20 protein-coding genes are annotated in these 20,143 nt (G+C 44.4%); 4 read left to right on the top strand and 16 right to left on the bottom strand.

Annotation, left to right across the window (positions count from 1 at the left end; genetic code table 11):
* Positions 1 to 209: 209 nt before the first annotated feature.
* Positions 210 to 707: a thioredoxin family protein gene (locus B5F78_RS09805; protein WP_087406599.1), complete on the bottom strand. Its 498-nt coding sequence runs from the start codon at positions 705 to 707 to the stop codon at positions 210 to 212.
* Between the two features lie 288 nt (positions 708 to 995).
* Here B5F78_RS09805 and B5F78_RS09810 point away from each other — a divergent pair, with 288 nt between their 5' ends.
* From B5F78_RS09810 to B5F78_RS09825, 4 genes are all read left to right on the top strand, one after another.
* A complete protein-coding gene (locus tag B5F78_RS09810) occupies positions 996 to 2,354 on the top strand; it encodes an energy transducer TonB (protein WP_162608518.1) in 1,359 nt (452 codons plus the stop codon).
* Positions 2,355 to 2,562: 208 nt separating this feature from the next.
* Positions 2,563 to 3,798, top strand: coding sequence for a phosphoserine phosphatase SerB (serB, locus tag B5F78_RS09815; protein WP_022040024.1), 1,236 nt, complete (start codon positions 2,563 to 2,565; stop codon positions 3,796 to 3,798).
* 20 nt (positions 3,799 to 3,818) lie between these two features.
* A complete protein-coding gene (locus B5F78_RS09820) occupies positions 3,819 to 5,072 on the top strand; it encodes a DEAD/DEAH box helicase (RefSeq protein WP_022040023.1) in 1,254 nt (417 codons plus the stop codon).
* Between the two features lie 184 nt (positions 5,073 to 5,256).
* The gene (locus B5F78_RS09825) at positions 5,257 to 5,481 is read left to right on the top strand and encodes a hypothetical protein (RefSeq protein WP_162608519.1); all 225 of its coding nucleotides are present in this window, start codon (positions 5,257 to 5,259) and stop codon (positions 5,479 to 5,481) included.
* Positions 5,482 to 5,622: 141 nt separating this feature from the next.
* Here the strand turns inward: B5F78_RS09825 and B5F78_RS09830 are convergent, their stop codons facing one another.
* The 15 genes from B5F78_RS09830 to rimO all read right to left on the bottom strand — a co-directional run bounded on the left by B5F78_RS09830 (position 5,623) and on the right by rimO (position 20,133).
* Positions 5,623 to 5,937, bottom strand: coding sequence for a YbjQ family protein (locus B5F78_RS09830; RefSeq protein WP_022040022.1), 315 nt, complete (start codon positions 5,935 to 5,937; stop codon positions 5,623 to 5,625).
* A gap of 12 nt (positions 5,938 to 5,949) precedes the next feature.
* On the bottom strand, positions 5,950 to 7,077 hold the full coding sequence (locus tag B5F78_RS09835; RefSeq protein ID WP_087406602.1) for a universal stress protein: 1,128 nt from the start codon (positions 7,075 to 7,077) through the stop codon (positions 5,950 to 5,952).
* 90 nt (positions 7,078 to 7,167) lie between these two features.
* Positions 7,168 to 7,425 (bottom strand): hypothetical protein, encoded by a 258-nt coding sequence (locus B5F78_RS09840; protein ID WP_022040020.1) that lies wholly within the window; start codon positions 7,423 to 7,425, stop codon positions 7,168 to 7,170.
* 518 nt (positions 7,426 to 7,943) lie between these two features.
* Positions 7,944 to 8,651, bottom strand: a complete 708-nt coding sequence (locus tag B5F78_RS09845) for a phosphatase PAP2 family protein (RefSeq protein WP_087209977.1) — start codon at positions 8,649 to 8,651, stop codon at positions 7,944 to 7,946.
* A 116-nt stretch (positions 8,652 to 8,767) separates the two neighbouring features.
* A complete protein-coding gene (locus B5F78_RS09850) occupies positions 8,768 to 9,517 on the bottom strand; it encodes a tetratricopeptide repeat protein (protein WP_087209974.1) in 750 nt (249 codons plus the stop codon).
* A 22-nt stretch (positions 9,518 to 9,539) separates the two neighbouring features.
* A complete protein-coding gene (locus tag B5F78_RS09855; RefSeq protein WP_087209971.1) occupies positions 9,540 to 11,372 on the bottom strand; it encodes a BatD family protein in 1,833 nt (610 codons plus the stop codon).
* 45 nt (positions 11,373 to 11,417) lie between these two features.
* On the bottom strand, positions 11,418 to 12,122 hold the full coding sequence (locus B5F78_RS09860) for a tetratricopeptide repeat protein (RefSeq protein ID WP_022040015.1): 705 nt from the start codon (positions 12,120 to 12,122) through the stop codon (positions 11,418 to 11,420).
* A gap of 2 nt (positions 12,123 to 12,124) precedes the next feature.
* Positions 12,125 to 13,150, bottom strand: coding sequence for a vWA domain-containing protein (locus B5F78_RS09865; protein WP_022040014.1), 1,026 nt, complete (start codon positions 13,148 to 13,150; stop codon positions 12,125 to 12,127).
* Positions 13,151 to 13,162: 12 nt separating this feature from the next.
* Entirely contained in the window at positions 13,163 to 14,161 is a 999-nt protein-coding gene (locus B5F78_RS09870) for a vWA domain-containing protein (protein ID WP_087406603.1), read from the bottom strand.
* A gap of 20 nt (positions 14,162 to 14,181) precedes the next feature.
* A complete protein-coding gene (locus B5F78_RS09875; protein ID WP_022040012.1) occupies positions 14,182 to 15,291 on the bottom strand; it encodes a BatD family protein in 1,110 nt (369 codons plus the stop codon).
* A gap of 12 nt (positions 15,292 to 15,303) precedes the next feature.
* Positions 15,304 to 16,173 (bottom strand): DUF58 domain-containing protein, encoded by an 870-nt coding sequence (locus B5F78_RS09880; protein ID WP_022040011.1) that lies wholly within the window; start codon positions 16,171 to 16,173, stop codon positions 15,304 to 15,306.
* A gap of 164 nt (positions 16,174 to 16,337) precedes the next feature.
* Complete coding sequence (locus B5F78_RS09885) at positions 16,338 to 17,333, bottom strand: AAA family ATPase (RefSeq protein WP_022040010.1); 996 nt, start codon at positions 17,331 to 17,333, stop codon at positions 16,338 to 16,340.
* Between the two features lie 156 nt (positions 17,334 to 17,489).
* Positions 17,490 to 18,461: an HU family DNA-binding protein gene (locus B5F78_RS09890; RefSeq protein ID WP_087406604.1), complete on the bottom strand. Its 972-nt coding sequence runs from the start codon at positions 18,459 to 18,461 to the stop codon at positions 17,490 to 17,492.
* Positions 18,454 to 18,747, bottom strand: a complete 294-nt coding sequence (locus tag B5F78_RS09895) for an HU family DNA-binding protein (RefSeq protein WP_022040008.1) — start codon at positions 18,745 to 18,747, stop codon at positions 18,454 to 18,456. Before B5F78_RS09895 ends, B5F78_RS09890 begins: the two co-directional genes overlap by 8 nt.
* Before the next feature lie 84 nt (positions 18,748 to 18,831).
* Positions 18,832 to 20,133, bottom strand: coding sequence for a 30S ribosomal protein S12 methylthiotransferase RimO (rimO, locus tag B5F78_RS09900; RefSeq protein WP_087406605.1), 1,302 nt, complete (start codon positions 20,131 to 20,133; stop codon positions 18,832 to 18,834).
* Positions 20,134 to 20,143: the final 10 nt, after the last annotated feature.

A 20,143-nucleotide genomic window follows, 5' to 3' on the forward strand; every position in this document is an offset into this window, starting at 1 on the left:
AACATATAGGTTCAACAAAATAATAGCGACTGAAACTATTAGGTTCATAGTGACAGTCGCTATTGTTGTATATAAAGGTTTAAAACTTGTAGTTTATCGAATGCTTACACTAAATGCGGATATTCATTAAAAAAAGTCATCTCAAAAAGACTTTGAGATGACTTTTTACTGTTTGCTTTTTGTTGTATTCAAGTCAAAAAGAATCTTCTTTACTTTTTCAGGTAAGAAGCCAATTCGGCGGGAATCACGTTTTTCGCCACAATCACCCCTTTGCTGTCCACCAGATAATTGGTGAAACCCTGCTTGAGGTCAAATGCGCGAAATGCCTCCGAATCGGAACCGTTCGTTTCCACAAAGCAGCGGACATCCTCTAGTCCATCCTGCTCTACCGTTGCATGGAATACCGATGCATAGCGGTCGAAGGAAACAGAGAGCATTTCCACTTGGCCCGTCTCGCCGGCCAAATGCGCCAATGCGGCATTGTTTTGCCTGGACACCGCATCGTAACTTGCCCAGAAGCTCAACAACGTATACCCTTCACGGGCGGAGTGCAGGTCGAGCGGCTGCACGGTGTCGCAAAGAACCAACGCAGGAATCTTGTCACCTTCCCGCAACTTCTCTGCATGAACATTCTCATTGCTGAACGCAAGAGAAATCAAAGAACTGAATACTAATACAACAAAAAACCATTTTACATTTTTAGTCATGTAATTTGATTTTAGTTAATACTATCCGGGACTGTCGTTCTACAGTGATTTCTTCCCGGAACATCGTTGGATAGAAAGCGTAACATTTGTGCCACTACTTCCCATTTTCGTTTTGAAATCGCTGCAAAGATAGGCATTTTAGGCTTTCATTGTATCTAAAAATAAGAAAAATTATGTTTTTCAGCATAAAATCCATCTCTCTTATGCTTGGTATTATCGTTTCTTTTTCGCATATTTATGGCATCCAATCGGGTTTTACAATCATTCATAAAAATAAGGATACGGATTATGAAACGTTTTCTTTTCCTATTAGGCTTACTCTTGAATGCCGTGTGGCTGCCGGCACAAGACACTTACCGTTATTTGGAACTGGTAAACGATACGGCCAAGAGACAAGAGATAAGACAATTTCTTACACGTACGCTTTCACCCCATACACAGGTTTGCTACCTGCATTACGCTGCATGGGGAGATTATTTCCGGATGTGGGGATTGCAGGGAAATGGGCATCGGAAGCAAGCCACACTTTATGCGATAAAGGGAAATGGCTTTTCTGCTCCCGATTCCACCTTTCGTAAGCACAAGGTTACGGTCTCCCTCTCTGTATGCCAAGCCGTGCAACGTCTTTTCAAGAAGGCTATCCGGCTGGCGGAAGATACAGATTTCAACACAATGGGACTGGATGGCTACACATGTTATTTTGCGATACCCGATTCTGCGGAAGCATTTCATCTGACACAAATATGGGCACCTTTAACAGACAGTTCCTTTTGCCGGAAGCTGGTCGATTGGAGTGATTCTGTATTCCAACGTATCATGCATCACGAAACAGACTGGGAACAGACAGAGCATACGGCCAACCGGTTATGGGAAGAAATACAGGATGACCCGCTCCCCGAAGACCGTTTTCCTGCCTGGCACGGTATCTGGGCAAGAGGCTTGCTGACTCCCCGCGAAACGTTGGGCGATACGGCTCGTTTTGCCGGATATCCCACGATAGAAGCCTATTGTTACGATAACATGATTTATCCGGAAGAAATGCTGAAGCAAGGCAAGGGAGGCTATGCATTCTGCCAGCTTGACTTGGACACCTTGGGAATTGCCACAAACATCCTGACGATACAAAGCAGCCATGAGTCTTTTGCGGAGGAGGTGACACGTCTGCTCAGGCAAATGCCGCATGCTCTTCCGGCACTTGACAAACAAGGAAAGCCTGTCTCCTGCACGTATGGCATTTATGTGCAGTTCCGCCCTTATCGTTACCTGCGCCGTCTGAAAGAAAAACAGGAATGGGAAGCCTGTGCCGACTCGATGTTTGTCGATTATGATTCGTCTGCCAGTTTTCCGGGAGGCATGTATAAGCTGCAACAATACTTCAAGCAGAACCTGATTGAAGTTTATGGACAGAGCAATGCTTCAGGGGTACGAGGTGTTTACCGTTTCAAGATTACGGATTATGGTTATCCAGAAGAGGTAAAGGTGCTTCATCCCGGACCTTTCCCCGACTTTGACGAACAGGTGTTGCGCTTCATCCGGAAAATGCCGCGCTGGACTCCTGCCGTAGACTGGAATGCCTCTCCTTATACGTTTAAAGATTGTATCTGTACACTTCCGGTTCAGCTTCCATCCCGTCAGGTAAAGAAATGAACTTATACTCGTCAGCTAATGCACTTATGTCCATCAGCCGGCGCACCTATGTGCACAAGCCAACGGACATAAGTGCATCTTAAAACGGCAAATGCCCACAAATTACCCACAAATTTGATGCACTTGCCTAGTTTTCCAATCCGAAATCCGGCTCCGTATCAAAATAATCATGTATATTTGCAAAGAATAACAGTTTGAATAAATAAGCATGGACAGTACGAACACAGAACTCATCTTAATACGCATCAGCGGACTGGACCGTCCGGGACTGACGGCTTCCATTACCGAAATACTTTCGCGTTACGAAGTGGATATCATGGATATCGGACAGGCAGATATCCATAGTACGCTATCGCTGGGCATTCTTTTCAAATGCCGCGAAACAGATTCGGGCAACGTGATGAAGGACTTGCTGTTCAAAGCCTCCGAACTGGGCATTAACATCCGTTTTTATCCCATTTCGACGGAGGAATACGAGGAATGGGTCAACATGCAAGGCAAGAACCGCTACATCCTGACTTTGTTGGGGCGTAAGCTGACCGCCCAGCAGATAGCTGGAGCCACGGAAATCCTTGCTGCACAGGGGTTGAACATTGATGCCATCCGACGGTTGACGGGCCGTATTCCCTTAGATGAGCAAAAAGCGCGGGTACGTGCCTGCATTGAGTTTTCCGTACGAGGGACTCCCCATGACACCGAAGAACTGCAAAGCCAACTGATGAAGCTGAGCAACCAGCTGGAGATGGACTTCTCCTTCCAAAAGGATACGATGTACCGCCGGATGCGCCGCCTGATATGCTTCGATATGGACTCTACACTCATCAAAACCGAAGTGATAGACGAACTGGCGGAACGTGCAGGCGTAGGCGAACAGGTACGCGCCATTACCGAACGGGCGATGCGTGGCGAAATTGATTTCCGCGAAAGCTTTACAGAACGCGTGGCACTTCTCAAGGGATTGGATGAAAGTGTAATGAGGGATATTGCCGAACACCTGCCCATCACCGAAGGGGTAGAACGGCTGATGTACGTATTGAAGAAATACGGTTATAAAATTGCGATTCTTTCCGGAGGGTTCACTTATTTCGGCAACTACCTGAAAGAGAAATTCGGCATCGACTACGTATATGCCAATAACCTGGAAATCGTAGACGGAAAACTGACCGGACGCTATGTAGGCGACATAGTAGACGGAAAGCGAAAAGCGGAGTTGTTGCAGCTGATAGCACAGGTAGAAAACGTCGACATCGCACAGACTATCGCCGTGGGTGACGGAGCCAACGACCTGCCGATGCTGTCGATAGCAGGTCTGGGTATTGCCTTCCACGCCAAACCCAAAGTAAAAGCGAATGCACGTCAGTCCATCAATACCATCGGACTGGATGGTGTGCTGTATTTCCTAGGATTTAAAGACTCATACCTAGACGAACGTGCCAACAGTTGAATATAATAGAAACGATATATATGAAGTTTACTGAACTGAATTTGGAAGAGAGTGTCTTGGATGCACTCGATGCGATGAACTTTAAAGAATGTACTCCGGTGCAGGAACAGACCATCCCTGTCATTTTAGAAGGTAGAGACCTGATAGGCGTGGCGCAAACGGGTACAGGCAAAACCGCAGCTTATTTGTTGCCCGTCATCAACCAGCTGAGCAAGGGAGGATATCCTGCCGATGCCATCAATTGTGTGATTATGGCACCCACCCGTGAACTGGCACAGCAAATCGACCAGCAGATGGAAGGCTTTTCTTATTTTATGCCTGTCTCCAGTGTAGCCATTTATGGAGGTAATGATGGGGTACGGTTCGAACAGGAGAAGAAAGGATTGACACTGGGAGCCGATGTCGTGATTGCTACTCCGGGACGTCTCATCAGTCATTTGAGTCTGGGGTACGTCGATTTGTCGAAAGTCTCCTTTTTTATACTTGACGAAGCCGACCGGATGTTGGATATGGGTTTTTCGGATGACATTATGCAGATTGTGAAATACCTGCCCAAGGAAAGACAGACAATCATGTTCTCCGCCACGATGCCAGCCAAGATACAGCAACTGGCACAAAGCATCCTGCATGACCCTGCGGAAGTAAAACTTGCTGTATCAAAGCCTGCCGACAAAATCATTCAGGCGGCATACGTTTGCTACGAAGCGCAAAAGCTAGGCATCATCGAAAGCCTGTTCAAGCAACAGGAACCGGAACGGGTCATCATTTTCGCCTCTTCAAAACTGAAAGTGAAAGAGGTAGCCAAGGCATTGAAGCGACTCAAGTTGAATGTGGGCGAGATGCACTCCGACCTTGAACAAAGCCAACGCGACGAGATTATGCACGAGTTCCGCAACGGGCGCATCAATATGCTGGTAGCCACCGATATTGTGGCACGAGGCATTGACATCGATGATATCCGTTTGGTTATAAATTACGATGTGCCTCATGACAGCGAAGACTATGTGCACCGTATCGGACGTACGGCACGCGCCAACAATGACGGATGTGCCATTACGTTTATCAGTGAAAATGAACAAACCCGCTTCAAACAGATAGAGGATTTCTTAGGGAAAGAGATTTATAAACTGCCTGTCCCAGCCGAATTGGGCGAAGCTCCCGTTTATGCCCCGCACACCAGCAGCCGGAACAAACCCGGAAACAAAAGAAAGGGAGGTTGGAAAAAACGCTCGTTCAACAACCGGCGGCCGCAAAAGAAAGGCGGAGGGAAATAATCCCCTGACGCGCCTCCTTAGCTTTTTAATTTATAAGTACCTTTTTCAGATAAAGAACTTACAGTTTAGAGCCTGTTTAAATTTTGCTCAGGTTAATTTTGCGAATAAAATCGGGGAAACAGACCGGAAACAAACGCAAAAGAACCTGATAGAATATTAGAAGCTGTTTTGAATTTATCGTGCGATGATTTGGGATAAGTTTTTGAGGCATTTCCGCTTCTGTGATGAGGAAGATAGCGGGCTATCTGACGAAGAACAGGAGCGAAAAGGACCAAAAAATCGCCCAAAGCACACACGAAAACGGATACATCAAGCCAAGAAAAACTTTTTGGAGAAATTCAAAACAGCTTCTTACTTTATCGGAAAATTTAAACAGGCTCTTATTTTATCATTGGGATATGAGACATAAGATAGCATGTGTGAACGACGAAATAATAATTATTCCACATGCTATTTTCACATATTCTCTTCTGTAAACAAGAACAAGGAACTTGGTTGAAACAAGTGTTCTACCATGCCCCTTGTTTATCTTGCTACCCCAGGCAAGCAATTACTCAACAGTAACTGCCGTTCCGCTAGCCGTAACCATTAACATTGAACCATTCACGGTTTCATAATCCAAGTCAACTCCTATGACTGCATTCGCACCCATATTTTGAGCCTGTTCCTGCATTTCACGTAATGCAGTGTCTTTGGCCTCACGGAGCACCTTCTCATAAGAGCCGCTGCGTCCACCCACAATGTCACGAATACTGGCAAAAATGTCACGGAACACATTGGCACCAATAATGGTTTCGCCCGAGACGATTCCAAAATATCGGGTAACACGTTTACCCTCAACAATGTTTGTAGTTGTCAATAACATAAATTTCAAATTTTATTTGATAATCAGAAGTGGCGTGTTCGAATGGAATAACATCTTGCGCGCTATGCTCGGATTGAACAGGCGGGCAAAGATGTTCCGCTTGTAATTGGACGTGCAAATAACATCAATCTGATTTTCCTGCACAAATCGGTCTAAATTATCCAGCAGATATTCTTCATCAACACTCAGATAGTTAAACTCAATGTCCGGATATTGTTTCTTGAAATATTCCTTAATTCCGGCAAGGGTAATTTCATTCCATTTCCGCTTCTCCTCGTGCGAATTAATGTGTATGAAAGTTACCTCAAACTGGTTATCCTTGAACGTTGTAATCAGCGAATCAAAAGCTATCAGGTCACGCTGGTCAAAACTCGTAAACAAAGCCACCTTGTGAATGTCTTCTATCGGTTTCGATGGAGCACGTTCTGGAATGGCATATACAAACGTCGGGCTGCGTTCAATAACTTCCGCCGTTACGCTACCTATCAATTCCAGGTCTTTCTGGTGCTCGCCCCGCGTTCCCATCACGATGATAAGCGGCCTTTCGTGACGCGCATAGCTTAATATCTCCTCCTCCGGGATTCCTTCACGCAAGATACAAGTATATTTCACCCTCGGGCAAGTACCCTCTTCCATCTTCTTGTCAATGTCCTGAGTCAGTTTATTAATCTTTTGGTGAACATCTTCCAGCATACTCTTTATCGAAGGAATGTTTTCGACAGCAGGCACATCGAAATGGTCAGTAGCATACTGTAAACTAGGCATATAAATGGGCGTAAAATGTACGTGAAGCAACACGACTTCCGCCTGCATCCGTTCAGCCAGATGGAAACCGAACTCACAGGCTTTCAACGAATAGTCTGAAAAGTCTACCGGAATCAGCACTTGCGGTGAACCTACAGGTTTAGGTGATTCCTCATGCAAGATTTCAGACGAAAGCCACGAAGAACTTTCAATGACCTTCAATGCCTTGGGCAAATCACTCTCTTTGATGCGTACCCTCACGCCGGCAGATATGACCGGCTGAATCAGATTGACATTGTGAATGTATGACTCTATGCCTTCGTTTTCCAATACGGACTGAAGGATTTGAGCTTTCGAGTACGTCAGAATAGCTAATGTAACAAGTTTATCTTCCATAACTCAAAATTTAATAGTTTATAAAAAACTCACCACAGATGCACTAAGAAATTCCGTTTCCATCCGTGCAATCTGTGGTGAACACTCTTTTCAGGCATCCTGTTGCTCTCTCAAAATAGCAAGAGCCTTGTCAAGTACAGTCGTGTCATCCAACATTACCAGCCCTCCATCCGGCCCCGGCTCCAAATGGATGCCCACGCTTTTACCGTCTTTAAAATTATGTCCTCCAAAGAAATTACGCACCGTTTCCACACTTAGGTTCAGCTCATCGGCTATACGGTGCATACTCCCGCTTGGCAGTGAATCCTTGATTTTACGAAGTTCATTAAAAGTTATCGTTCTGTTCATAGTAGTCAAAATTTTAAAGTTAGACAAATCATTTAGTTAATTCACGATATAAATGTAATAAAATTATATGAAACAGCAAATATTTTTCTCCATTTTTTCTCCCGGAAAGAAAATTTATACTTCCTGCAGCATTAATTTATGCATTTTTGTCGCTTGTCACATTTGTCAAGCCGGATTTGTGCCCGTACACTTTATATCCATCAGCTTTTTTTCCAAGCCAAACCAGAACATCAGTTTAGTCCGATAATCCAAGCCACATGGCTGCCTTGCTTGTAAGATTATTAATCTTCACGCCGAAAGATTATTAATCTTACAGCCTGAAGATTAATAATCTTACAAACGATGCAGCTATATTGCGGAGAAAACAAAGCTTGCTTGTCATGCCGGATGTGTAATCCGGCGTAATTGAAGAAGCGGATTTATAATCCAGCGTGACACTGGCAACAGGGCTGGCAACAGGAGTGATACCGACAGTGTATATTTCATTAAAATGCACAATTCACATCGTTCAAAGTATATCAAAAATGGAGCCCCTTAGACAGCACCATACCGCCCACTACGATGTACAGACAAGTAATAAGCAGTGCTGTATAGAACATACGGATGTCATCCACTTCAAAACCGGTGGCTGTATATTGCCCCGAAATATACTTGGGACATTCGAAATACTTGCAAGCAACAAAACGATAAGCCGCATAAACAATGACGGCAATCACGCTTCCAGCCAAGGCACCGCACAGCACATCGCCCGGATAATGCACGCCCAGATAAATGCGTGAATAGGAAGGAACCGCAGCCCACAGAAACATCACACACGTAAGCCAACGATTGCGAATCAATAATGAAATGAACGTAGCGAAAGCAAATGTGTTGGCTGCATGGCTGGAAATAAAGCCGTATTGTCCTCCCCGATAACCATTCACCACATCCACCAAGTACATCAGATTGGGATCCTGAGCTGGACGGAAACGATGAAAATAAGGTTTGCACAGACCGGAAGCAAACTGGTCGGCACATGTGATAACCACAGCCACCATCACAACGATAAACAGAGCATGAAGCAACTTGGTGTTTTTAAAGATGATATAAATCAACACAATAGCTGCCAGCAGCCAGGTTTTCGTGTCGGATACCACCCACATCACCCCGTCCCAAAACAACGAACCGCTTCCGTTCAGTGCCAAAAGCAGCTGTTGGTCGACTTCAATAAGTTGCTGTATGTCCATAATCAATCACTTCATGCATAAATCACAGGGACACGCCTATGCCGTGCTCTCCATCAATGCTATCCCGCAAATCCGAAATAGACAGTGTTCCCTGTGCCCGGTTTCAGATTCAATTTTCATATCACTTCGATAGAAGTTGTGGGAAGCCAGCCTTCCTTACCATCTTCCAGCCGGATTTCCTTCCACCCTTTCATCGAATTGTCTTCAATATATACTTTCGTACCTTCATGCAGCACGAACAAATCGGTACCACTTTCGTTAGGCGTACTTTTTACGGTTATCGTTGGTTCCATCACAATGGCACTCTTGCGGTCTATTACCTTGTTTTTTTGCCCACCAGCAAAAATATTAGCGCACACACATACGACAAGGAACAGCACGGCAGCAATGAAGCCTACTTTCTTCAATATCAAACGATTGCCAAAAATGTACAGTGCCAACCCAGCCAACAAAAGCAAGAAAGCAACAATACCTGTTGTACCCCATTCTTTTTCGCTCATCAAGTTGGTGATGTTTTTCATCCACGTCACGATGAACACTTCACTGGTAGGAGTTATCTGGTCAACAGTCTTACTACGCGCCAAATCAAGATTGAAACGGATGTCGGCATCTCCTGGATTCAGCAACAATGCCCGTTCATAGTTCAGCACCGCTTTGGCTATGTTTTTCGTCTTGTAATAACTGTTGCCCAAGTTGTAATACAGAGCTGCCGACTCACCTTCATCAGCCAATACCGACTCGTATATCTTGATGGCATCTTCAAACTTGTTTTCCTGATAAGCCTTGTCGCCTTCCACTTTCGTGGCGGCAACAGCCAATTGCATTGCGCCTATCAAAAAAACGAACAATATAGACAGTTTTTTCATATCCGGTTTCTCCTTAATTAATTTAATGTTTGATACTGTTCTCCATCTTACCGATGGCATCCACCGAAGTGGCATACACTTTGTCCATTGCCTCGTTCTCATCACCGGGTGCATAGCGGGCGAACTCGCATTCATTCAAGGCGTTGATGAATGTCTTTGTCACGTCTTCGGCCACTCCGTGCTTGGTCAGTTCTGCTTCAATGTTATCTTTTGAGAGTTGCGAAACCGGAATACTCAACTTATCGCTGATATATCCCCACAAAGCTTTCAACACTTCATCGTAAAACTCATTTTTCTTATTCTCTGCCAACAACTTTCCTGCCAACTTCATGCGCTTAGTGGCTACTTTGTTAGCTTTCTTGGTCTTCACCTTTGCTACATTGGCGTTCTCGGCCGCCTGCTTGCGGAAGAAAACGACCAGTGCTACAAACACAATAAACGGAATAAGATAACCCAGCCAATATCCCATAGTACCGAAAAAGACTTCGCCTTTCGGGGTAAGTGTCGTATCGCCCAGCTTGATGAAACGTACATCCTGTCCCAATACCTTTACGTTTTCCTTATTAGTAAAGTCAGCTATCACCTGGTCGGCATTACCTTTACCTTTTTCCACCTTCAAATCGTATGCCTCAGTTTTCAAGGTCTTATACGACTGACTCTTTAAGTCAAAATAAACAAATTCCACCGGAGGAATAGTAAAATTGCCGGCATGACGCGGAATAGCAAGATACTCAATAGTTTGCGTACCAGACAATCCTGCACGCGAGACATCGAAATTGTTGGTCACTTTCGGATCATATACTTCAAAATCTTCGGGGAATTTCACTTCCGGACTGGTGATAAGCTTCATATTGCCTGCTCCCTTGATGGTAAGCTTGATGGTCACAGCATCATTGGTCTTCACTTCTTTCGCGTTGATAGAAGATGTCATTGTAAACTCTCCTACTCCTCCTGAAAAGTTCGCTGGCTTAACAGGAAGAGGTTTAACGTTGATGACCACTTTCGGAGCCACAATTTTTTTCTTCACTTCAATATATCCTCCTCCATTGAAGAACGCATCAAAGGGATCATCCGAAATGGTCTGCTGAGCCACGACTCCATCAAAAGTGACAGCAGGAATCTCCAGCTTGCCTGTCTGTTGTGGGAATAAGACATATTGACGCCAAATGATTGTGTTGTAATTACGCCCATTATAGTGCTCCATCGAATATTGCTTCTGCTGGGGCAGTTGGATTTCCTGCATCTGGAAACCCTTCATATCCGGCATGTCCTCCATCAGCTGGCGCAAATTTACCGACGTATAGACTTTATAAGTCAACAAGATAGCTTCTTGCTCATAGACAGTAGTCTTTGATGCAGTAGCTGTAATGAACAAGTCTTTATCGGTGATTCTGCTTCCGGCTATCTGTCCGCGCGACGATGACGAACCGCCTCCTCCCTGATTAGCCTGCGAATTGCCAGCCGTCTGGTCGGGCGGGAGCACCTTGATGGTGAGCGCATTCGAAAACACTTTTTCCCCGTCCACCTCAATGCTGGCAGCCGGAATGGTATATGTACCTTCCTTGCCTGCCATCAAGATGTAAGTATATGTGATGGAACTGCTCGAAGACACCTTTCCGTTAATGATTTGCGTACTGGACTGTTGCGAACGAGTAGGTCCCATCAACACATCAAATCCTTTGATGGATGGAGCCAGAAAATCTTTCACTTTTTGTGTATTTACTGTAAATGTCAGTCGGAACTGGTCGCCACTTACCACAACTTCTGGTGCGTTGGCAGTAAGCGTTGCTCCATTCTTTGCCTGCATCGGCAAAGCCGCAATGACTAACAGTAGTAAGAAGATAAGTTTTCTCATTGTGTATTATTGTTTTATTTACAGTTGGCTAAATTTTCCGGTTTCTTACCAGTCTTTTTCCAGCTTTCGCCCTTCCACGCGGACACCTTTTTTCACTTTGTCCTGCACGTTCTTTTCATCCTGCATTGCAGCTCTCAGCAACTGTTCGGCATTTTCCTTCGACATTTGGTTCTGCTGCTGTTGCTGCTGTTGCTGATTCTGCTGTTGCTGATCTTTCTTTTGTTGGTCTTGCTGGTCTTTATTCTGTTGTTTTTCGTCTTGCTTCTGGTCTTGCTTCTGTTGCTGTTGTTGATCCTGTTGCTGATTTTGCTGCTGGTCTTTCAATTGTTTTTGTGCCAAAGCAAGGTTGTAACGCGTTTCATTGTCTTTCGGATTGTTTCGCAAGGCTTCCTTATAAGCTTCAATGCACTGTGGCAACTGTTTCGATGATTGCAGAATGACACCCATATTATGGTAAATCTGTGCCAGCTTCATTTTATCTTTCTCCACATGCCGTGCAGCCTCGTATTGTTCCATTGCCTCCTTGGCCTTTTGTTGCATCAGCAACGAATTTGCCAGGTTATACATTGCATCGGTCGACTTTGGCTCCAGTTCCAAAGCCTTACGGTAATCCACTTCTGCCTTCACATAAGTGCTATCTTTGTAAAGCTTGTTGCCACTCCGCAAATAATCGCGTTCGCTTTTCTGACAATAAGCAGCGACCGATACGAGCATGAATCCAAGCAGTAAAATATATCCTTTTCGTCCCATAATCAATCCTGTTTAAATAGTTTCACGTTCTTGAAGAGCGGATTTCTCCGTTCCAGTATCATCAAGTCGACAGCTAGCAAAAGCAAAGCCATCCATGCCAAAACCTGGAATTGTTCGTCAAACTCGGTAAATACTTGTGTCTCCACATCTGCCTTTGCCAATTTGTTGATTTCGGCATTCAAAGCACGTTCGGCATTATTAGTATTATCCACACGTACATACATCCCGTTTCCCGCTTTAGCAATCTCCTGACACATCTGCTCATTTAAACGAGTGATAATGACATTGCCATCTTTATCACGACGATATTCATTATTGCTGCCTGCCGGAATAGGAGCACCATCGGGTGACCCCACTCCCAATACAAACACACGTACTCCTTGCTTGGCTGCCTGTTGTGCTGCTTCCACCGCTCCTCCTTCGTGGTTTTCACCATCAGTAATAAGCACGATGGCACGTCCCACACCCGTATTTGGTGTAAAACTCTTCATTGCCAAGTCAATAGCACCACGGATATCAGTTCCTTGAGTAGAAATGAGCGACGGACTGATGGTTTCCAAAAACATCTTGGCCGATATATAATCACTGGTAATAGGCAACTGGGTAAAGGCTTCACCGGCAAAGACAATCATAGCCACTTTGTCATTGTTGAATGTCTCGACTAAACGTGAAATAAGTTTTTTTGATTTTTCCAGCCTACTGGGTGTCACATCTTCTGCCAGCATTGAATTCGAAATGTCCAGTGCCACGACAGTTTCCACTCCCTGCCGTTTCACAGTTTCCATTTTAGATCCGAATTGCGGACGTGCCAGCATGAATATGACCATTGCCAATGCTGCGAACACCAGCCAAAACTTAACATCGGGACGATACTTCGATACGTCAGGCATCAGATGCGCCAATAATTCCGGATCACCGTACTGACGGATTTTCTTACGCCTGCGCCAGTTGGAATACAAGTACAGTCCAATCAGTACCGGCAATACAAATAGCAAATATAAATATATGGGTTCTCCAAATCGAAACATAGCTTTTCTTTTTTAAGGTATTTTCTTTAATACAGTATTACGCAAGACAAGCTCAAGCAAAATGCACAAGAATGCCACCAAGGCAAAAGGCAGATAAGCCTCCTCACGCTTGCTGAATTCTTTCACGTTCAGTTTGGTCTTTTCCAACTTGTCAATCTCGCGGTAGACTTCTTCCAACTTAGAGTTGCTTGTGGCACGGAAGTAGTTTCCGTTCGTAGTACCAGCTATCTGGATCAGAGTCTGCTCATCTATTTCCACGGGCACGTTCACATATTGGATACCCGCATAAGTAGGCATCGGATAAGGTGCCGTTCCATTTGTTCCCACCCCGATGGTGTACACCCGAATACCGAACTGCTTGGCTATTTCGGCCGCCGTCAGTGGTGAAATATCTCCTCGGTTATTGCTGCCATCAGTCAACAGAATAATCACTTTCGACTTTGCCTTACTGTCCTTCAGGCGACTGATAGAATTCGCAAGCCCCATACCGATAGCTGTTCCGTCCTCAATCAACCCACGTTGTGCAATGTCACCCTTAATGCTGTTGAAAAGATTCAGCAACACAGCATGGTCGATGGTAAGCGGACATTGCGTAAATGCTTCTCCGGCAAAAATAGTCAGCCCAATATTATCGTTGGGACGCCCGTTGATAAATTCGGCAGCTACTTTCTTTGCTGCTTCCAGACGATTGGGTTTCAGGTCTTCGGCAAGCATACTGGTTGAAACGTCAACCGACAGCATGATGTCTATACCTTCTATCTCCGTGTTTTGCCAGTTGTCGGTAGTTTGCGGACGCGCCAGCACCAGCACAATCATCACAAAAGCCGCAATGCGCAACAAGAAAGGCGCATGAAGCAAATACAATTTCCAGCTTCGTGGTGCATTCATGTACATGCGGGTCGTGGAGACCTGCATAGTAGGCTCTGTTTTTTTTCTTCGCATAAAATACCACACAATGTAAGGTATCAGCAGGAGCAACAAAAACAGGTATTCAATATTTGCAAAATTCATAGTCTCTACAGTTTAATTAATTAGAAGAACAAATCGATGATATGCCGGACCACCAAGTATATACATACCACAGCACCGATACTTACAACGGCAATGCTACATATCAAGGCGATACGTCCTCGTTTCGAACGTTTTTCTTCTACACGGATTTCGGTCGGTTCTTTCTTTGCATTCGGATCTTCTTCCACCTTGGTCTGGTTTATGAAATCGATGGCATTCACCAAATTCATATCGTTTTCATTCATCAGCGGCGCATGTTTGGCAAACTTCACCAAATCGGCCGTTTCGAATAAGAGTTTCAGGTCGTCAATGGAACGTTGATCTTTTTCTTCCAACAACCGGTCAATAATTTCAGCCGAAGTCATTTCCATCGCATTAAATCCGAAACGCTCCTTGATATATGTACGGATGGCCTCGGTCAACTCCGTATAATACAGCTTCGGGTCATCGCGTTGCACTTGCTTGTCCGCCTTTATCTCTTCTATCTTTTTCATTGCTACCTGATGAGGAGGCAATTTAGGCTCTATCTTGATAATCTTGATAATCGGCTTGTTGTCACGATAGCGTATGACGAGAAATACAGCCAAAGCACCCAATATCAGCATCAGGATACCCGAATAGACCAATGGAGCTACATCGTCCCATGTGATGGGTACTTCACGAATAGCTTTCGGACCGAAGAACTGGTCAGGATGTAACGTGTCTACCGGAATGGAATACACTTTCAATGCCAAAGCTTTCGAAAAATAAGGTGTGCCGTTCACCTTCACTTCGAAGGGAGGTAAATAATACAATGCCGAATCAAACGAAGTAACCGTATATTCCTGCGAAATCAGCCATCGTTTGTTTTCATTCAGCAATTGAGTGTCTGGTTTGGCTACATCCAACACTTCCACACCTCTTACCAACGTATCACGCAGCAAGGGAAGCTGCAACTTCTGATTGGCATCCATACTGACCTGAAGTTTGATTTTCGCCTGCTCACCGATAAGCAGCTGCAACGAGTCGATGGTAGCATCCACCGTCACTTGTGCCTTTACTTCCGGAAAAGCAAAAAACAACAACGCCAGCACGCATCCCAACATTTTCAGCAGCTTCTTGCTACATATATATAATAATGTGTGTTTCATAATCTGTCACTCTCAATTTCGTTTCGCAAATAAAGTAAGCAACGCCTTTACATAATCTTGGTCGGTTCGCACCGAAACCGAATCCACATTACTGTGTGTAAAAATACCGGACAGCTTCTGCTGACGCTCCAACCACCAGGCATGATGAGCATTACGCAAAGCCTTGGACGAAGTGTCTATCCATTGTTCATGACCCGTCTCGGCATCATGTACTTTCATCAATCCCACATTGGGCAATTCTTCCATACGACGGTCATACACTTGCACAGCCACAACATCGTGCTTGCGATTAGCTATGGTCAGCGCATTCTGGTAATCGTGCTCATCAATGAAATCGCTCAACATAAAAGCTGTACACCGTTTTTTCAACACGTTAGTCAAGTATTCTATCACACACTGAATATTGGTACGCGTGCTGGTAGGCTGAAAATCCAATAATTCGCGAATGATGTACAAAATGTGCTTACGTCCCTTTTTGGGTGGAATAAACTTTTCGATACGGTCAGAAAAAAAGATAACACCGATTTTATCATTGTTCTGGATGGCAGAGAAAGCCAATGTGGCAGCTATCTCGGTCACCATATCTTTTTTCAACTGATGCACCGTACCAAAATCCAAGCTGTTCGACACATCGACCAACAGCATTACAGTCAGTTCCCGCTCTTCCTCAAACACCTTGACAAAAGGTTTGTCGAAACGAGCGGTCACATTCCAGTCTATGTCGCGCACATCATCTCCGTATTGGTACTCGCGAACTTCAGAAAAAGCCATTCCCCTCCCCTTAAAGGCCGAGTGATATTGTCCTGCAAAGATATTGCTAGACAATCCGCGGGTTTTAATTTCAATCTGACGTACCCGTTTTAACAACTCACTTGTTTCCATCTGTTTCATTTACAATTAACAACCTACAATTTACAATGAACAACTTACCTAATGGAGAAATTACATCCGCTCATTTGTTAATTGCTCCTTGTTAAACCGGTAAAAGGCACGTATGCTTGCACCTGTTTGCGTGTAAGCATACGTCAATTTATAGTGCATAGCAATCAGGGTACTTCTACCTTATTCAGGATCTTGCTGACTATTTCATCCGAAGTGACATTTGTCGCTTCCGCCTCATAAGTCAACCCGATACGGTGCCGCAACACATCGTGTGCAATGGCACGTACATCTTCGGGGATAACGTATCCACGACGCTTGATGAAAGCATAGCTACGTGCAGCCAATGCCAAATTGATGGAGGCACGTGGCGAACCACCAAAACCAATCAGACTTTTCAAGTCTTTCAAATCGTATTTTTCAGGATAACGGGTAGCAAACACAATGTCGGCAATGTATTGCTCGATTTTCTCGTCAAGGTATACCTGACGCACTACCTTACGTGCCTCAATGATATCTTCAGCCTTCAGGATAGGACGCACCTGAATCTTTTCTCCGGAAATATTCTGACGAATGATTTTCTTTTCTTCTTCCAACTTCGGATAGTCAATAATCACCTTCAGCATGAAACGGTCCACTTGTGCTTCAGGCAACGGATAAGTACCCTCCTGTTCTATTGGATTTTGGGTAGCCATTACCAAAAATGGTGAAGGCAGGTCGAACGTCTCTTTGCCCAGTGTCACCTGGCGTTCCTGCATGGCTTCCAGTAAAGCACTCTGCACTTTTGCCGGTGCACGGTTGATTTCATCCGCCAAGATGAAATTGGCAAAAATAGGTCCCTTGTTAGTGACAAACCGTTCATCTTTCTGACTGTATATCATCGTACCAAGGATATCGGCAGGCAATAAGTCCGGAGTAAATTGGACACGGCTATATTTTGAATCTATTAATGAAGCAAGTGTTTTGATTGCCAAAGTCTTTGCCAATCCCGGAACACCTTCCAACAAGATGTGTCCATCCGACAACAAGCCAATCAGCAAGGATTCCACCAAATGTTTCTGTCCTACAATCACTTGGTCCATACCAGTCATCAGGTTAGTAACAAACGCACTTTCGCGTTCTATTCGTTCATTCAATGCACGAATATCAATAGCTTCAGCCATAGTTTTTCTTTATTTTTTATATGTTAAGTATTCTGTTTTTCTTATCGGCCTCAAAAGTACGGCATAATATTAACAGGAACAACTAATTTTTATTAAAAAAAGTAGCTGCCTTTCTGCATTTAAATCTTATTGGACTAAAGTTTTTTAAAATGGTCTTCATCGCTTCGGAACCAGCTTCGGAACACGTATGGAAGTACCTACAGGAATATCGTTGACATCTTTCAATATTTCCCGGTTGTAACGGGCAAGGTAAGTCCACAAATTCTTGTTACCATAATATCGCAAGGCAAGACGAGCCAAACTCTCTCCCCTGCGAAGTGTATGCGTGGCCAGTGTTCCTACAATATCATAGCGTACTGTATCCGACAAACAGAGCGGAGAAGATGGCAATCCGACCGTTTCACGATGTTTAGAAGCAGGCAAGCTGTCTACTGTCATAGCCTGTTCAGACACAACCGTACCCTTCGGTTCTTGTCGTGTTTCAGACAACACCTTTACTACTGAGGCAGGTATATATCGTCTGCCGGAAAACAAGACCCAACCCATAATACCACCTATAATAACACCGATCAATAAAACGGAAGCAATAAAACACCAAGGCAAGCGCGGTTTCTGTTTTTGTTTTTCTACATCAAAGCGGTTTTCCGGAAACAAAGGTACAGGCTCATACTTCTCTTCTTCTGTTTCCGGCTTCATACCTTCTGTCTGTTGCAACGGTTCCGGATGTACTTCCGGTTCAAACGCAGCAGGTTCTCTTTCATCCGAAGCAGGAATTTCCATCTGTGCCTCTTCCGAGGCAATGACTTTCTCTTCTTCCTCTATCATATCATCGAAATGAGCAGACTCATTCAGCAGAACGGTTTCAAAGTGACTGAACGGCTTGTTGACCAACTCACGCATAGATACATCCGGCATAAACGAAAGACACGATCTTCCAGCATTCCCGTCATTGGAATCTATCAGCTTGAAGGTTCCCAAACCTTTAATTTTCACATATTTGTCGGTTGCCAATGTTTCTTTTATCAAGGCGAAAAAAGCTTCGACAAACGCTTCTGCATCTGCCTCTTCCATCTGGTGGCGTTGCGCCAACAACATCACCAGTTCTTCTTTTGTGAATTTATCATCCATTAGCAAACGAACTGTTTTTATGTTTTTCTAACTCATAAGAAGCCGGTTCAAATATCAATACAAGTTTCGGAGGTACCAAAAAACGTTGCTTGGACGCCGGATTATACACAATCCGTTCCAATTCTTTCTTTACACTGAATGTACCGAAACCGTCGAAATCCAGCCTTTTCCCTTCCTGTAACTGTTCGCCCATAATGTCTACCATCGAAGCAATTAACTGTGCTGCATCCTTATTGGTATATCCCAACCGGCGTGACAATTCTCCTGTCAACTCCTTGTTATTCATAGTCTTATTTTACGCTAGAATTTCCGATAACAGTTGACGAGCTGACAAAGTAGAAAACCTTGCCAACTCGTCAACCGTTAATTATCAACTAATTATTTCAGCATATAAATCAAAATCATCGGCATCATAAACTTTCACGCGGTGAAAAGAACCTATATGCAAGATTTTGCCTTCATCTTTCACCAATACTTCAGGATCTACCTCTGGCGAATCAAATTCGGTCCGGCCCACATAATATTCACCTTCTCTACGGTCGATAATAATCTGGAATTCTTTACCGATTTTGGCATGACACTGCTCGTTTGAAATTTCCTGCTGAATTGCCATCAGTTCGTCCAGCCGGCGCTGCTTCACTTCTTCCGCAACATCGTCTTTATAGTGGCGTGCCGAATACGTACCCTCTTCTTCCGAATAGGCAAATGCCCCCATACGTTCGAACCGGACATGACGCACAAACTCTTTCAACTCCTCGAAATCTTGCTCAGTCTCACCTGGAAATCCTACCATCAACGTGGTACGCAAATGAATACCCGGCACTTCATGGCGGAACTGCTCAATCAAAGCGTAGGTTTCTTCTTTCGTAACATGACGGCGCATCCGTTGTAACATATTATCACTGATGTGTTGCAAGGCAATATCCATGTACTTGCACACATTACTGTGCTCACGCATCACACGAAACAAATCTTGCGGGAAATGTGCCGGATAAGCATAATGCAGGCGAATCCATTTCACACCCGGAATTTCAGCCATCTGTTCAATCAATTGCGGAAGCATTTGCTTCTTATAAAGGTCAATACCGTAATAAGTCAGCTCTTGCGCTATCACCTGAAACTCTTTCACTCCTTGTGCAACAAGCAGGCGCACTTCATCCAGAATTTCCTCCATCGGGCGCGAGACATGCTTGCCTGTAATGATAGGTATGGCACAATAGGCACATTTCCGGTCACACCCTTCCGAAATCTTCAGGTATGCATAATGCTTGGGAGTTGTCAAGTGACGTTCGATGGCACATTCAGAATGGTAAGTCTTACCCAAGTCGGCAAGCAACTCGTTCCAGTTAAACTTTCCATAAAACTTATCCACCTGAGGAATTTCCACTTGCAAATCTTTCAAGTAACGCTCTGACAAACACCCCATAACGTAGAGTTTCTTCAACCGCCCTTCTTCTTTAGCTTGGCAAAATTCTAAAATCATGTTGACAGACTCTTCCTTGGCATCGCCGATAAACCCACAAGTGTTGATGACCGCAATTTCTCCTTGCGGATTTTCACTGTCATGTGTCACCCTATAACCGTTCAATTCAAGCTGCTTCATCAGTTTTTCCGAATCAACCAGGTTCTTCGAACAGCCCAAAGTGATGATATCAATCGTATTTTTTCTCATTCAACTTTAC

The sequence above is a fragment of the Bacteroides sp. An279 genome (genome assembly GCF_002159615.1).
GTDB lineage: Bacteria > Bacteroidota > Bacteroidia > Bacteroidales > Bacteroidaceae > Phocaeicola > Phocaeicola intestinalis.

What these genes read in the sequence shown, in the direction of transcription:
- B5F78_RS09805 (WP_087406599.1), bottom strand. Translation starts at nt 707, where the DNA reads ATGACTAAAAATGTAAAATGGTTTTTTGTTGTATTAGTATTCAGTTCT.
- B5F78_RS09810 (WP_162608518.1), top strand. Translation starts at nt 996, where the DNA reads ATGAAACGTTTTCTTTTCCTATTAGGCTTACTCTTGAATGCCGTGTGG.
- serB (WP_022040024.1), top strand. Translation starts at nt 2,563, where the DNA reads ATGGACAGTACGAACACAGAACTCATCTTAATACGCATCAGCGGACTG.
- B5F78_RS09820 (WP_022040023.1), top strand. Translation starts at nt 3,819, where the DNA reads ATGAAGTTTACTGAACTGAATTTGGAAGAGAGTGTCTTGGATGCACTC.
- B5F78_RS09825 (WP_162608519.1), top strand. Translation starts at nt 5,257, where the DNA reads ATGATTTGGGATAAGTTTTTGAGGCATTTCCGCTTCTGTGATGAGGAA.
- B5F78_RS09830 (WP_022040022.1), bottom strand. Translation starts at nt 5,937, where the DNA reads ATGTTATTGACAACTACAAACATTGTTGAGGGTAAACGTGTTACCCGA.
- B5F78_RS09835 (WP_087406602.1), bottom strand. Translation starts at nt 7,077, where the DNA reads ATGGAAGATAAACTTGTTACATTAGCTATTCTGACGTACTCGAAAGCT.
- B5F78_RS09840 (WP_022040020.1), bottom strand. Translation starts at nt 7,425, where the DNA reads ATGAACAGAACGATAACTTTTAATGAACTTCGTAAAATCAAGGATTCA.
- B5F78_RS09845 (WP_087209977.1), bottom strand. Translation starts at nt 8,651, where the DNA reads ATGGACATACAGCAACTTATTGAAGTCGACCAACAGCTGCTTTTGGCA.
- B5F78_RS09850 (WP_087209974.1), bottom strand. Translation starts at nt 9,517, where the DNA reads ATGAAAAAACTGTCTATATTGTTCGTTTTTTTGATAGGCGCAATGCAA.
- B5F78_RS09855 (WP_087209971.1), bottom strand. Translation starts at nt 11,372, where the DNA reads ATGAGAAAACTTATCTTCTTACTACTGTTAGTCATTGCGGCTTTGCCG.
- B5F78_RS09860 (WP_022040015.1), bottom strand. Translation starts at nt 12,122, where the DNA reads ATGGGACGAAAAGGATATATTTTACTGCTTGGATTCATGCTCGTATCG.
- B5F78_RS09865 (WP_022040014.1), bottom strand. Translation starts at nt 13,150, where the DNA reads ATGTTTCGATTTGGAGAACCCATATATTTATATTTGCTATTTGTATTG.
- B5F78_RS09870 (WP_087406603.1), bottom strand. Translation starts at nt 14,161, where the DNA reads ATGAATTTTGCAAATATTGAATACCTGTTTTTGTTGCTCCTGCTGATA.
- B5F78_RS09875 (WP_022040012.1), bottom strand. Translation starts at nt 15,291, where the DNA reads ATGAAACACACATTATTATATATATGTAGCAAGAAGCTGCTGAAAATG.
- B5F78_RS09880 (WP_022040011.1), bottom strand. Translation starts at nt 16,173, where the DNA reads ATGGAAACAAGTGAGTTGTTAAAACGGGTACGTCAGATTGAAATTAAA.
- B5F78_RS09885 (WP_022040010.1), bottom strand. Translation starts at nt 17,333, where the DNA reads ATGGCTGAAGCTATTGATATTCGTGCATTGAATGAACGAATAGAACGC.
- B5F78_RS09890 (WP_087406604.1), bottom strand. Translation starts at nt 18,461, where the DNA reads ATGGATGATAAATTCACAAAAGAAGAACTGGTGATGTTGTTGGCGCAA.
- B5F78_RS09895 (WP_022040008.1), bottom strand. Translation starts at nt 18,747, where the DNA reads ATGAATAACAAGGAGTTGACAGGAGAATTGTCACGCCGGTTGGGATAT.
- rimO (WP_087406605.1), bottom strand. Translation starts at nt 20,133, where the DNA reads ATGAGAAAAAATACGATTGATATCATCACTTTGGGCTGTTCGAAGAAC.